Origin of the sequence: Rathayibacter sp. VKM Ac-2857, from assembly GCF_013205025.1 — a bacterium.
In the GTDB taxonomy this organism is placed as follows: domain Bacteria; phylum Actinomycetota; class Actinomycetes; order Actinomycetales; family Microbacteriaceae; genus Rathayibacter.
In genome coordinates this window covers 266686-279638 of sequence record NZ_JABMLE010000002.1, presented here as the reverse complement: position 1 = coordinate 279638, position 12953 = coordinate 266686, and the positions used below count along the sequence as shown (strand labels likewise).

The window sequence follows — 12953 nt, the reverse complement described above, 5'->3', positions numbered from 1 at the left end:
GCGGAGCGGTCGGATCATTGTCGGATCCGTGAGAGCCTTAATACCCGCGAAATCTGCGGACACACCGGAGAAATCTCCCGAGGATAGCGTCGAGGCACCCCGATCGGCGCGGCTTGGCGCGCCCAGCAGGGCACCCGTCGCGACCCGCGCACCACAGCAGCTTCCACCGCCTTACCCGAGGAGTCCCCCTTGCCCCTGTCGCCCTTCCGCACCTCGCAGACCTTCGACCGCCGCAGCGTGCTGCGCATGGCGGGCGTCGCCGGCCTCGCCCTCGGCGGAGTCTCCGTCCTCGCCTCCTGCGCCTCCGACTCCTCCGGCGCCTCGGCCGAGGACGGCGGCGACCTCGGCACCCTGAAGGTCCAGCTCTCCTGGATCAAGAACGAGGAGTTCGCAGGCGAGTTCTTCGCCGACTCCAAGGGCTACTACACCGAGGCCGGCCTCTCCGGTGTCACGCTCACCGCGGGCCCCTCCACCGGCACCGCCGAGCTGCTCTCCGGCTCGGCCGACGTCGCGCTCAGCGACGCCGTCTCGGTCGGCACCGTCATCGCGACCCAGGAGGCGCCGCTCAAGATCATCGGCGCGACCTACCAGAAGAACCCGTTCACGGTCCTCTCCATCGCGACCGCCGGCAACATCGCCACCCCCGCCGACCTCGCCGGCAAGAAGATCGGCGTCCAGGCGTCGAACACCTCGCTCTTCCAGGCGCTGCTCAAGGCGAACGGCCTGTCCGAGTCCGACCTCACCGTCGTCCCGGTCGAGTACGACCCGTCCGTGCTGATCAACGGCACCGTCGACGGCTTCATCGCCTACCTGACCAACGAGGCGATCACGGTCGCCGCCGAGGGCTACGAGGTCGTCAACCTGCCCTTCGCCGACAACGGCCTCCCCTTCGTCGCCGAGACCTTCACCGTCACCGACCAGGCCATCGCCGAGAAGCGCGAGGCGCTCAAGGCGTTCCTCGTCGCCGAGATCAAGGGCTGGACCGACGCGGTCAACGACCCGGAGGCCGGCGCGATGCTCGCGATCGAGACCTACGGCAAGGACCTCGGCCTCGACGAGGAGTCCTCCAAGAAGGGCTCCACCATCCAGTCGGAGGAGCTCGTCGTCTCGGACGAGACGGTCGCCAACGGCCTCTTCACGATCTCGGACAGCCTCCAGGAGGAGACGCTCGCGTCGCTCTCGGGCGCCGGCATCGAGGTCGACGCCGCCGACCTCTTCGACATGAGCCTCCTCGCCGAGGTCTACGAGGAGAACCCCGACCTCGTCAAGTACGCCGCCTGACCGCGGCGTTCGAAACAGCGCCACCAAACATGCAGCACCACGGAGGGCACCACTCGTGACCGACACGACCGACGCCGGCACCCTGCGCGAGCAGGGTGCCGGCGGCACCGGCATCCAGATCCACGGCCTGTCGAAGACGTTCCGGATGGGCTCTCGCAGCGTCACGGCGCTGCAGGACACCGATCTGCACACCGACCAGGGCAGCTTCCTCGCGCTCCTCGGCCCCTCGGGCTGCGGCAAGTCCACCATCCTGCGGATCCTCGCGGGTCTGGAGGAGCCCACCTCGGGCTCCATCCGGGTGGACGGCCGCACGCCCAAGGAGCTGCGCCGCGACAACAAGCTCGGCATCGCCTTCCAGGACCACGCGCTCCTGCCCTGGCGCAGCGTGATGTCGAACATCCGCCTGCCGTTCGAGATCGCGGGCAAGTCGGTGGACCAGTCGTACATCGACGAGCTGATCGACCTCGTGGGCCTGCGCGGCTTCGAGAAGGCCAAGCCGGCCCAGCTCTCCGGCGGCATGCGCCAGCGCGTCTCGATCGCCCGCTGCCTCATCCTCAAGCCCGAGGTGCTGCTGCTGGACGAGCCGTTCGGCGCGCTCGACGACATGACGCGGCAGAAGCTCAACCTCGAGCTGCTGCGGATCTGGACAGAGAAGCCGGCCACGACGCTCCTCGTCACTCACGGCATCTCGGAGGCGATCTTCCTCTCGGACCAGGTCGCCGTGATGAGTCCGCGGCCCGGCCGGGTCAAGGAGATCATCGAGATCGACCTGCCCCGCCCGCGCACCCCCGAGATGCAGCGCACCCCGGAGTTCCACGCGTACGTCGACCAGGCGTCCGAGCTGCTGTTCGGCGACGGCGGCGCGGCCGCCGACGACCACTGAGGCGCCCCGTGGCCACCCTGCTCCCCGCTCCCGCCCCGACGACCGAGCGCCGCTCGCGCTCCCTGCCAGCCTGGGCGTCGGGGCTGATCGGCATCGTCGGCATCATCGCCGTCTGGTGGCTGATCGCCCTCGTCACTGCTCCGACCGGCGGCACGACCTACGCCCCGGTCCCGACGCCGATCCAGGTCGCGCAGACGATCGCCGAGGACGGGCCGGCCTTCTACTGGGCCAACTTCTCGGTGACGATCGGCGAGGCCGCGGTCGGCTACTTCTGGGGCAACCTGATCGCCCTGGTGCTCTCCGCGCTCGTCCTGGTCGTGCCGTGGCTGGAGGGGATCGTCTCCCAGCTCGCGGTCGTCACCTACTGCGTGCCGATCGTCGCGATCGGGACGCTCGTGCTCCTCATCCTCGGCGGCTCCGACGCGCCGGGGCAGCCGAGCGCGACCGCGATCTTCCTCGCCGGGCTCTCGGTCTTCTTCACCACCGTCGTCGGCAGCCTGCTCGGCCTCAAGGCGGCCGACAAAGCGTCGCTCGACGTCGTGACCGTCTACGGCGGCACCAAGTTCACCCAGCTGCGCAAGGTCCGCGCGATCGCCGCGCTGCCGAACATCCTCTCGGCCCTGCAGATCGCGGTCCCCGCGGCCTTCCTCGGCGCGATCCTGGGGGAGTACTTCGGCAAGATCGAGACCGGGGTCGGCCCGATCCTGGTCGCGGCGCAGGTCTCGCTGAACTCGCCGCGCGTCTGGGCGCTCTTCCTCCTCTGCGCCGCCGTGGCGCTGATCGGCTACGGCCTCGTCGGCCTGGTCGGGCGCCTCATCGCCCCGTGGTCCTCCGGAAAGCGGGCATGACATGACCTCCACGATCCCCGACCGCACCGAGCAGTCGAGCCCGACGCAGATCATCGCGGTCGACGAGCTCCGCCGCCAGCTGCGCAGCGCGGCCCTCGGCGCCACGCTGAAGAGCCTGCGCAAGAGCCTCCTGATCGCGCTGTCGACCATCGCGATCGTCCTCGTGATCTGGATCGGCGTGATCCTCTTCAGTGGCGTCTCGCCCTACGTCATCAAGGGCCCCTGGGACGTCTGGGCCCACCTGGTCACCGACGAGTCGGCGGCCGAGCACCGCGCCGAGCTCGGCGGGCTCTTCGCCGTCACCATGGTCGACTCGTTCATCGGCTTCGCGGCCGGCCTCGTGGTCGCGATCCTGGTCGCGATCCTGTTCCGGCTGTCGAAGGGCATCGAGCACGCGCTGATGCCGTTCGCGCTGCTGCTGCGCTCGGTCCCGCTGATCGCGATGACGCCGCTGATCATCCTGGTCTTCGGGCAGGGCACGGTCGCCTCGGTCGCCGTGGTCGGCGGCATCGTCGTGCTCTTCCCGGCGCTGGTCACGATCGCCTTCGGCCTGAACAACGCCTCGCCGCAGATGCTCGACGTCGTCTCGGTGTACGGCGGCTCCACCCTCACGGCGATCCGCAAGGTCGCCATCCCCGGGGCGCTGCCCTCGCTCTTCGCGGCGGTCCGCGTCTCCGTCCCCGGAGCGATCACCGGCGCGCTGCTGGCCGAGTGGCTCTCCACCGGCGACGGCATCGGCGGCGGCATCGCGGGCTGGACCGCGCAGGCCCGCTTCGACGACATCTGGTCCGCCGTCGTCCTCGTGACCGGCGTCTCACTGATCCTCTACATGGTCGTCCAGGTCATCGAGACCTTCGTCCTGTCCCGGATGTCCCTCTCCCTCTCCTGACGCACGTCTGCCCCCCTCCGCGAGATGCCACTTGTGAGCGCGACACGCCGTGTCGGGCGCTCACAAGTGGCATCTCGCGGAAGCGAGAGGTGATGGGTCAGACCGTGACGATCGCGTCGATGCGGCGCGGGGACAGCAGGGCGCGGCCGCCGAGGCCGTCGAGCTCCATCACGACGGCGATGCCCTCGAGGGACCAGCCGGCGCGCTCGATCAGGCGGCAGCTCGCGTCGAGGGTGCCGCCGGTGGCGAGCACGTCGTCGACGAGCAGCAGCCGCGCGCCCTTCGGCATCGCGTCCTCGTGAACCTCGAGCACGGTGCTGCCGTACTCGAGCGTCGCCTGCTCGCTCAGCACGCCGCGCGGCAGCTTGCCGGGCTTGCGGATCGTCACGACGCCCAGGCCCGCGGAGTAGGCGGCGGCCGCGGCGAGCAGGAAGCCGCGCGCCTCGACCCCGGCGATCGCGTCGATCCGCCCGCGGTACGGCTCGATCAGCGCGTCGGCGACCGCGCGCAGCGCCTCGCCGTCGCCGAAGACCGGGGTGAGATCGCGGAAGAGGATGCCGGGCTTCGGGAAGTCGGGGACGACCTCGGTGAGGCGCTCGACGAGGGCGGCGGCGGTGCTGGTCACGGGGTCCTCCGGTGGGTCGGGAGCGGATCGGCGCGGGTGCCGTTCGGGCCCTGGGAGTCTACCGACGCCCCCGGGACGCCTCCCGTTCCGAGGCGGTCAGTAGACTCCTTCCCGACCGCTCCCGCCCTCCGGGAGCCCACCCGTCAAGAGGAGATAGTTGTGGCCCTTATCGAGGCAGTCGTCGCCCGAGAAATTCTGGACTCCCGTGGCAACCCCACGGTCGAGGTCGAGGTCCTGCTCGAGGACGGCGCGTCCTCGCGAGCGGCCGTCCCCTCCGGTGCCTCCACCGGCGCCTTCGAGGCCTACGAGCTGCGCGACGGCGACGCCGAGCGCTACCTCGGCAAGGGCGTGCAGAAGGCCGTCGACGCCGTCATCGACGAGATCGGCCCGGCCATCGAGGGCTTCGACGCCACCGACCAGCGCCTCGTCGACGCCGAGCTGATCGAGCTCGACGGCACCGAGAACAAGTCGCGCCTGGGCGCGAACGCGATCCTCGGCGTCAGCCTCGCGGTCGCCAAGGCCGCCGCGCAGTCGGCCGACCTCGACCTCTTCCGCTACGTCGGCGGCCCGAACGCGCACACCCTGCCCGTCCCGCTGATGAACATCATCAACGGCGGCGCGCACGCCGACACCGGCGTCGACATCCAGGAGTTCATGGCCGTCCCGCTGGGCGCCGAGTCCTTCTCCGAGGGCCTGCGCTGGGGCGTCGAGATCTACCACGCGCTCAAGGCGCAGCTGAAGAAGGCCGGCTTCGCCACGGGCCTCGGCGACGAGGGCGGCTTCGCCCCCGACCTGCCCACCAACCGCGAGGCGCTCGACTTCATCCTCAAGGCCGTCGAGGCCGCCGGCTTCACCCCCGGCAAGGACATCGGCCTCGCGCTCGACGTCGCCTCCTCCGAGTTCTACGAGGACGGCAAGTACACCTTCGAGGGCAAGAAGCTCTCGGCCGAGGAGCTGTCCGCGTACTACGCCGACCTCGTCGCCAACTACCCGCTGGTCTCGATCGAGGACCCGCTGGACGAGGACGACTGGGCCGGCTGGACCCACCTCACCGCCGAGATCGGCGACAAGGTGCAGCTCGTCGGCGACGACCTCTACGTCACCAACCCGGTGCGCCTGGCCCGCGGCATCGCCGAGAAGGCCGGCAACTCGATCCTGGTCAAGGTGAACCAGATCGGCACGCTCACCGAGACGCTCGACGCCGTGGCCCTCGCCCAGCGCAGCGGCATGACCGCGATCCTCTCGCACCGCTCCGGCGAGACCGAGGACACCACCATCGCCGACCTCGCGGTCGCGGTGGACGGCGGCCAGATCAAGACCGGCGCCCCCGCGCGCTCGGACCGCGTCGCGAAGTACAACCAGCTGCTGCGCATCGAGGAGATCCTGGGAGGCGCCGCGACGTACGCGGGTCGCTCCGCCTTCCCGCGCTTCACCGCGTAGTCTCTCCCCGCCGGAGCGGCCCCGGAGCCCAGCACCTCGGTGCGGGCACCGGGGCCGCTCCCGTTCCACCGTCGGACGCACCACTGATCGAGGAGGCAGCCGCCCATGGCCCGACCGCCCCGCCGGCCCTCCACTCCCGGGAGCGCCCCGCGCCGCCCGGCCGCCGCCGAGACGCCGGCCGCGTCGACCTCGAAGCCCGCTGCCGCAAAGCCGGCTGCCGCGAAGTCCGCTGCCGCCGCGTCCGCAGCCTCGAAGTCGTCCGCGTCGAAGAAGCCGGGCTCGACGACCGGCTCCGCGAAGACCGGCTCCGCGAAGACCGCCTCCAAGCGCCCGGGCGCGAAGCCCGGCTCGTCCGCCCCGAAGTCGTCGCGCACCCCCCGCGCGAAGCAGCCGCCGGTCGCGCCGTCCTCGGCCTGGGTCGCGGGCGTCCGCGGCTCCGGCTTCACGCTGCTCGTGATGGGCATCATGATCCTGGCCGTCGTCGTCCTGGCGCCCAGCGTGAAGAACTTCGTCGAGCAGCGCGCCGAGATCTCCGAGCTGCAGCGCTCCGTCGACGCGGCGAAGACCCAGTCGCAGAACCTCGACGAGCAGCGCGTGCGCTGGTCCGACCCCGCCTTCATCCGCGCCCAGGCCCGCGAGCGCCTGTACTTCGTGATGCCGGGGGAGGTCAGCTACCTCGTCCTGGACGACATCGCGGTCGCGCAGCAGGCCGCGCAGCCCGCGTCGAACTCGGTGCAGAAGACGCCCAGCGACTGGGCGGGCTCGCTGCTCTCGTCGATCGCCGTCTCCGGCCTCGGCGACCCGACGACGGCGGAGCTCACGCCCACCCCCTGACCCCGGCCCCCCGGCCCGGCCGCCGCCTACACTGGAGAGTTCCCTCCGGTCCCCGCGCCCCCAGGAGTCCTCCGTGACCACGCCCCCGTTCGACCCGCCCACCGAGCACGACATCGCCGTCGTCTCCGCCCAGCTGGGCCGCCCGGCCCGCGACGTGGTGGGCATCAGCGCGCGCTGCGTCTGCGGCAACCCGACGGTCGTCTCGACCAGCCCTCGGCTGAGCGACGGCACCCCGTTCCCGACCTTCTACTACCTGACCCACCCCGCCGCCACCGCCGCGATCTCGCAGCTCGAGGCGACCCAGGTCATGGTCGAGTACAACGAGCTCCTCGCCGAGGACGAGGCGCTCCGCGACGCCCATGCGGCGGCCCACCGCGCGTTCCTCGCCGATCGCGAGAGCATCGCCGTCGTGCCCGAGATCGCCGGCATCTCCTCCGGCGGGATGCCGACGCGCGTCAAGTGCCTGCACGCCCTCGCCGGCCACGCGCTCGCCGCCGGCCCCGGAGTGAACCCGATCGGCGACCTGGCGCTCGCCCGGGCCGCCTGGTCGCCCGAGCGCTGCGAGTGCCGGCCGCTCGAGGTCTGACCGGCTCGGAGACCCGGCGGGTCGACGCGATTCGACGCGCGGTTCGCTAGGCTGATTCCCAGTCGGGGTCAGTGCTGCCACCCGCATCGAGAGCGGGCACTTCGCGAGAAGCAGGGTGTTCGCATTGTCCATCCCTCTGGAGAGTTCACCGTGCCCAAAATCCTGATCGTCGGAGGCGGCTACGCCGGCTTCTACACCGCGTGGAAGCTGGAGAAGTACCTCCGCGCCAACGAGGCCGAGGTCACGATCGTCGACCCGCTGCCCTACATGGCGTACCTGCCCTTCCTCCCCGAGGTCGCCGCCGGATCCATCGAGCCGCGTCACGCGATCGTCTCGCTGCGCCGCCACCTCAAGAAGACCGCGATCCTCGCCGCGAAGGTCACCAAGATCGACCACGCGTCCAAGACCGCCACGATCACCCCGACGGTCGGCGAGCCCTACGAGTTCGTCTACGACCAGATCGTCGTCACCGCGGGCTCCGTCTCGCGCACCTTCCCGATCCCCGGCGTCGCCGACAACGCGATCGGCCTCAAGACGATCGAGGAGGCGACCGCCATCCGCGACCGCATCCTCACCAACTTCGACAAGGCCGCGACCCTGCCGGCCGGCCCCGAGCGCTCGCGCCTGCTGACGGTCACCGTCGTCGGCGGCGGCTTCGCCGGCATCGAGGTCTTCGCCGAGCTGCGCTCCTTCGCGAGCGCCCTGCTCAAGCGCTACCCCGAGATCGACTTCGAGGAGACCAAGTTCCACCTCGTCGAGGCGATGGGGCGCATCATGCCCGAGGTCGCGCTCGAGACGAGCCACTGGGTCCTCAAGAACCTCGACCAGCGCGGCGCCACCGTGCACCTCGACACGCAGCTCAAGTCCGCCGAGGGCGGCGTCATCGAGCTGTCGACCGGGGAGAGCTTCGAGTCCGACCTGATCATCTGGACCGCCGGCGTCATGGCGAACCCCTCGATCAAGAACTCCGACCTCCCGATCGAGGAGCGCGGCCGGCTGCGCGTGCGCGCCGATCTCCGCGTCGGCCACGACGACGTCATCGTCGAGGGCGCCTGGGGCGCCGGCGACGTGTCGGCCGTCCCCGACCTCACCGGCGGCGGCGTCGGCGGCTTCTGCGTGCCGAACGCCCAGCACGCCGTCCGCCAGGGCAAGCTCATGGCGACCAACATCATCGCGGTCCTCCGCGGCGAGGCGCCCAAGGACTACTTCCACAAGAACGCGGGAGCGGTCGCCGGTCTCGGCATCGGCATCGGCGTCTTCCAGTCCGGCAAGATCGCGATCAAGGGCTTCCCGGCCTGGGTCATGCACCGCGGCTACCACGGTCTCGCCATGCCCTCGTGGGAGCGCAAATTCCGCGTGGTCTGGGGCTGGTGGAACAACCTCTGGCTCGGCCGTGACATCGCGTCGATCGAGGCCCGCGAGTACCCGCGCGGCTCGTTCGAGACCTACGCGTCGCGCCCCCGTCCGGCCGCTCCGGCCGCCGTCTCCGCCCCGGCCGAGACCCCCGGCCCCGCCGGCGCGCCCGTGACCGTCGGCGGCGAGCCCGCGAAGGCCTGACAGCACCGTCGGGCGGCGCGCGAGAGCGCACCGCCCGGTGGTCGCCCCCATAGCCCAATCGGCAGAGGCAGACGACTTAAAATCGTCTCAGTCTGGGTTCGAGTCCCAGTGGGGGCACTCTCTCTTCAGCGACTACGCCGCGCGTGCGTGCGCGGCCTTCTCGAGCGCCGCGGCGGGCAGCGCGTCTTCGAGCACCGCCTCGTCGAGCAGGGCCGCCTCGAGGGCGGCGGTGATCTCGCCGGGGGCACACTCGGCGCACAGGACGACGAGCTCCTCCGAACTCATCCCCTCGTGGTCGGCACCGCCGGAGCGGTCCAGGACGACGGCATCGGTTCCGCAGCTTCCGCATTCGATCATGCGGGTACCGTACGTCCGACCTCCGACATCGCTCGGACGCGCGGGCGGTGAGTCGCGCGGGAGGACGGGAGTTCCGATCCGGGCTACTCGGCGGGGTCCGATGCCGTCAATGGCCCGCATCGGCGCCCGCCCTCGCATAGAGTCGTCGCCGGGCGGTCCTCGCTCGGACGGAGCGCCTGCGCCGCCGTCCCGGGGGCGGACGGCCCGGCGGCGCCTCGTGGCGTCTCCTTCTTCTCGTGCCCGCGGGCACTGACACGAACCGCCCGGCGACGGGTGGTCGGGAGGCCTCCATGGGGAAGCTGCTCTACGGCGCCTCGGGCGTCGAGATCGAGTTCGACGACCGCACGCTCACGCACGTCCAGATCGTTATCGCCAACAAGCTGCGCCGCCGCGAGAGCTTCTTCTTCTCCTGGCGCGACGACCCCGCGGTCGGCGACGGCCGCTCGAGCATCTGGCTCGACCCTTCGGTGCCACTCTACTTCAAGTACTTCGGCGGCCGGGTGCCGTCGATCAACCGCACCTGGATCGACCTGCTGACGGTCTCCGCGAACTCCTCCGGCGGGCTACAGCTCGTCCAGGAGCCGGACGCCGCTCCCACCCCGCCGCCGAAGGGCGAGCAGGGCGCGTGAAGCGGGACGTCTCGGCCCGGCTGACCCTCGACGTCGCGCGACCCGCGACGCTCGTCTTCTCGATCGCGGTCGCGCAGGCCTACGGGGCGCCGGAGCGGCTCTCCCTGGAGTTGGACGGGCGCGAGGTGGCCGCCCGCGAGGTCCTCGACCAGCACGGCACGCGCCTGCACGTCCTCGAGGCCGGCGTCGGCCGGCTCGTCGTCGACTACACGGCGAGCGTCGACGGCGTGCTGGAGCCGCTGCCCGGCGAGGAGGTCGACCGCCTGCGCTACCTGCGGCCGAGCCGCTACGCCGAGTCGGACATCCTCTGGGCGACGGCCCGTGCCGAGTTCGCGGGCCTCGAGGGCGCCGCGCTGCTCGCCTCGGTCAGCTCGTGGGTCGGCACTCGGCTCGCCTACGTGACCGGCTCGAGCCTCCCCACCGACGGTGCGGAGCGGACACTGCTCGCCCGCCGCGGGGTCTGCCGCGACTTCGCGCACCTCGTGGTGGCGCTGCTGCGCGCGCTCGACGTGCCGGCCCGTCTGGTCGCGGTCTACGCGCCGGGGCTCGCGCCGATGGACTTCCACGCGGTCGCCGAGGCCTGGATCGAGGGCTGCTGGCGGGTGGTCGATGCGACCACGCTGGCGCCGCGCTCCAGCCTGGTGCGGATCGCCACCGGCCGCGACGCCGCGGACACGGCGTTCCTCAGCGTCTACGACGGAATCGCCACGCTGACCGACATGACCGTCGGTGCCGTGGTCGACGTGCTGCCGGACGACGACGTGCGCGAGCTCGCCGCGATCGGCTGAGGTCGTACCCGGTCACTGGGCCGGGCTCGGCCCGCCGCTACTCGCCGACGTCGACGAAGCGCCGCCAGGCCCAGATCGACGTGCAGACGGCGGTGAACGCCACGACCGCGAAGAGCGCCGGCCCGGCTCCGCCGTCGGTCGCCCAGGCGGCGATCGTCGGCGTGAGCAGCAGGAACAGCACCGTGGTCGCCAGCAGCGTCAGCCCGAGCCAGAGCACGGGGGACCAGCGCAGGATGCTCTGCCCCGCGGGTCGGCCGACCGGGAAGAGCAGCACGACGCTCGAGCCGACCGAGAGCAGCGTCGTCGCGCTGAGCACCTCGGCGGTGAGGACGGCGGCGAACGAGCCGTCGGCGGGGACGGCCGCGGAGGCGCCCCAGGCCACAGCGGCGAGGCCGAGCAGGGACACGACGCGCACCGTCGCGAGCTGGGCGCGCGCGACGGCTGAGGCGCCCTCGGGCAGGACGAGGCCGATCACCACTCCGAAGAGGAAGGCCGGGTCGAGGCCCGCGAAGCGGGACAGGAGCGCGGCGCCGGCCACCAGCAGCAGTGCGCGGGGTGAGGCCACCACGCGGATGCCCGGCAGGCCGAGGCGGCGCCCGACCAGCGCGGGGACACCCGCGGCGACGGCGTTCACCAGGGCGACCGCGACGATCACCGCGATCAGCAGGCGGAGGTAGGCGGGCTGCCCGTCGACCCGGCCCGAGAGCAGCACGAGTCCGGCGGCGCAGCCGATCATGCCGACCACCATGGTCCGCGCCGACACCGGCGCGGGCTCGGGCCGGTCGTCGTACTCCACGCTCGCGCGGTTGCGGCCGGTCAGGCGCCAGGTGCGCGCCTCGCGCGGCACGCGGCCGGCGACGGCGAGGCGGGCGGGGACGACGAGCAGGGCGAGGGAGGCGATCGCCAGGGCGAGCGAGCGCATCCAGTCGGCCATGGTGCCCAGGGGGGCGCCGGAGGAGAGCGCGGTGGTCATCCCGGTGGCGGCGCTCCAGCCGCCGGGCGCCGATCCGCCGTCGGCGGGGGTGGGCGCGGCCGGTGGCGGGTCGCTCGGAGCGGCTCCCGGCGCCGGCGCGGCGCTGGCGCCGTCGGAGGGGGTCGCCTCGGGTGCGGGTGCGGTCTGACCCGGGCGCGTCGGCGAGGGCGTCGCAGAGCTCCCGGGCGTCGTCGGCCGAGCGGTCGGCGAGCCGGGCGCGGCGGTGGGCGTGCCGCCGCCGGGGGTCGCCGTGCTCGTGCCGGGGGCGGTCGCGGACGGGGAGGCGGACGGTGTCGTGTTCGCCGCAGTGAAGGTCGCGTCGATCCAGGGGCTGCGCGAGCTGTAGTTGCCGGCCGCGTCGCCGGCGATCGCCGAGACGCGGTGCGCTCCGGCCGTCACCGTGCCGCCGGTGCAGCTCCAGGCGCCGCCGGTGATCGGCGCGTCGCAGGTGTTGACGAGGTCGACGTAGACGTAGACCCGCGTGCCCTCGGTGGCCGTACCGGAGTAGACGGCTCCGGTGAGCGGCAGCGCGGCACCCGGGCCGGGGGAGGCGAGGACGGGGGCGACCGGCGCGGCGGTGTCGACGACGAGCGAGACGGCCGCGCTGGCGGGCGAGACGGTGCTTCCGGCGAAGGAGGCCGACTGGGTGGCGGTGACGCGGTAGCTCCCGGGTGCCGGCGTGGGCGCGAGCTGGCAGAACCAGCGGCCGGCGCCGTCGGCGGTGGCGAGGCAGGAGGCGCCGCCGTCGGTCGTGACCGCGACGCTCGCTCCCGGGTAGGCGCTGCCGCTCACCGATCCGGCCGAGGTGGCCGAGCCGTCGACCGACTCGATGACGGGGGCGCTGAGGACGGCGACCTCGACGCGGGCCGAGGTGGTGCCGCCGGCGGCGAGGAGCTCGACGGCGGTGAGGCGGATCCGGCCGTCGTCGAGGTCGAGCAGGCAGCTCCAGGTGTCGTCGGCGCCGACGGTGGTGATGCAGAGCGGCTCGCTGCTGCCGGTGAGGCCGATCTGGATCTGGTCGCCCGCGGTGCCGGTGCCGGTCGCGGTGACCGCGCCGCTCGGCAGCACGGCGCCGGAGGCGGGGGAGGTGATCGTGAGCGGCGCGGCGGCCTGCGCGCTCGGCGCGGTCAGGCCGGCGGCGGCGCCCAGTGCGACGAGCAGCACGAGCAGGAGGGCGGCCGGACGGCGGCGCGACGAACGGGGGGAGCGGCGAAGGCGACTCGTCGGGGCGACCGACGGACCCCTCGTCGCGGAACCCCCCGG

Annotated in this window: 13 protein-coding genes and 1 tRNA gene; 11 read left to right on the top strand and 3 right to left on the bottom strand. The window is 72.5% G+C overall.

All coding sequences use genetic code 11. The features are described from left to right. The first annotated feature begins 189 nt into the window (after window positions 1–189). From HQQ86_RS08820 to HQQ86_RS08805, 4 genes are all read left to right on the top strand, one after another. On the top strand, window positions 190–1281 hold the full coding sequence (locus tag HQQ86_RS08820; RefSeq protein WP_254071982.1) for an ABC transporter substrate-binding protein: 1092 nt from the start codon (window positions 190–192) through the stop codon (window positions 1279–1281). A 145-nt stretch (window positions 1282–1426) separates the two neighbouring features. Next, a complete protein-coding gene (locus HQQ86_RS08815) occupies window positions 1427–2164 on the top strand; it encodes an ABC transporter ATP-binding protein (RefSeq protein WP_123705595.1) in 738 nt (245 codons plus the stop codon). 8 nt (window positions 2165–2172) lie between these two features. Beyond that, window positions 2173–3012 (top strand): ABC transporter permease, encoded by an 840-nt coding sequence (locus HQQ86_RS08810; RefSeq protein ID WP_367948600.1) that lies wholly within the window; start codon window positions 2173–2175, stop codon window positions 3010–3012. 1 nt (window position 3013) lies between these two features. Then, window positions 3014–3901, top strand: coding sequence for an ABC transporter permease (locus HQQ86_RS08805; protein ID WP_216845276.1), 888 nt, complete (start codon window positions 3014–3016; stop codon window positions 3899–3901). Between the two features lie 97 nt (window positions 3902–3998). Here HQQ86_RS08805 and HQQ86_RS08800 read toward each other — a convergent pair whose 3' ends face one another. Beyond that, window positions 3999–4526 (bottom strand): adenine phosphoribosyltransferase, encoded by a 528-nt coding sequence (locus HQQ86_RS08800; RefSeq protein ID WP_173287768.1) that lies wholly within the window; start codon window positions 4524–4526, stop codon window positions 3999–4001. 159 nt (window positions 4527–4685) lie between these two features. Between HQQ86_RS08800 and eno the strand changes: the two genes are divergently transcribed. From eno to HQQ86_RS08775, 5 genes are all read left to right on the top strand, one after another. Then, window positions 4686–5966 carry a phosphopyruvate hydratase gene (gene eno, locus HQQ86_RS08795; protein WP_123447613.1) on the top strand — a complete coding sequence of 427 codons (1281 nt, stop codon included), beginning with the start codon at window positions 4686–4688 and terminating at the stop codon, window positions 5964–5966. Window positions 5967–6071: 105 nt separating this feature from the next. Then, complete coding sequence (locus tag HQQ86_RS08790; RefSeq protein ID WP_173287767.1) at window positions 6072–6800, top strand: septum formation initiator family protein; 729 nt, start codon at window positions 6072–6074, stop codon at window positions 6798–6800. 73 nt (window positions 6801–6873) lie between these two features. Beyond that, window positions 6874–7386, top strand: coding sequence for a DUF501 domain-containing protein (locus tag HQQ86_RS08785; RefSeq protein ID WP_173251776.1), 513 nt, complete (start codon window positions 6874–6876; stop codon window positions 7384–7386). A gap of 150 nt (window positions 7387–7536) precedes the next feature. Continuing rightward, window positions 7537–8943: an NAD(P)/FAD-dependent oxidoreductase gene (locus tag HQQ86_RS08780; RefSeq protein ID WP_173287766.1), complete on the top strand. Its 1407-nt coding sequence runs from the start codon at window positions 7537–7539 to the stop codon at window positions 8941–8943. Between the two features lie 43 nt (window positions 8944–8986). Beyond that, window positions 8987–9060 (top strand) — tRNA-Leu (locus tag HQQ86_RS08775). 15 nt (window positions 9061–9075) lie between these two features. On the opposite strand, the gene HQQ86_RS08770 is transcribed toward HQQ86_RS08775, so the two are convergent. Next, a complete protein-coding gene (locus HQQ86_RS08770) occupies window positions 9076–9300 on the bottom strand; it encodes a hypothetical protein (RefSeq protein WP_173287765.1) in 225 nt (74 codons plus the stop codon). A 290-nt stretch (window positions 9301–9590) separates the two neighbouring features. Between HQQ86_RS08770 and HQQ86_RS08765 the strand changes: the two genes are divergently transcribed. Next, the gene (locus HQQ86_RS08765) at window positions 9591–9929 is read left to right on the top strand and encodes an ATP-dependent DNA ligase (RefSeq protein ID WP_068211888.1); all 339 of its coding nucleotides are present in this window, start codon (window positions 9591–9593) and stop codon (window positions 9927–9929) included. Continuing rightward, on the top strand, window positions 9926–10717 hold the full coding sequence (locus tag HQQ86_RS08760; RefSeq protein ID WP_173287763.1) for a transglutaminase family protein: 792 nt from the start codon (window positions 9926–9928) through the stop codon (window positions 10715–10717). Before HQQ86_RS08765 ends, HQQ86_RS08760 begins: the two co-directional genes overlap by 4 nt. 37 nt (window positions 10718–10754) lie before the next feature. Here HQQ86_RS08760 and HQQ86_RS08755 read toward each other — a convergent pair whose 3' ends face one another. Beyond that, complete coding sequence (locus HQQ86_RS08755; protein WP_173287761.1) at window positions 10755–12854, bottom strand: hypothetical protein; 2100 nt, start codon at window positions 12852–12854, stop codon at window positions 10755–10757. Window positions 12855–12953 lie beyond the last annotated feature (99 nt).

What these genes read in the sequence shown, in the direction of transcription:
- HQQ86_RS08815 (WP_123705595.1), top strand. Translation starts at nt 1,427, where the DNA reads ATGGGCTCTCGCAGCGTCACGGCGCTGCAGGACACCGATCTGCACACC.
- HQQ86_RS08805 (WP_216845276.1), top strand. Translation starts at nt 3,014, where the DNA reads ATGACCTCCACGATCCCCGACCGCACCGAGCAGTCGAGCCCGACGCAG.
- HQQ86_RS08790 (WP_173287767.1), top strand. Translation starts at nt 6,072, where the DNA reads ATGGCCCGACCGCCCCGCCGGCCCTCCACTCCCGGGAGCGCCCCGCGC.
- HQQ86_RS08770 (WP_173287765.1), bottom strand. Translation starts at nt 9,300, where the DNA reads ATGATCGAATGCGGAAGCTGCGGAACCGATGCCGTCGTCCTGGACCGC.
- HQQ86_RS08765 (WP_068211888.1), top strand. Translation starts at nt 9,591, where the DNA reads ATGGGGAAGCTGCTCTACGGCGCCTCGGGCGTCGAGATCGAGTTCGAC.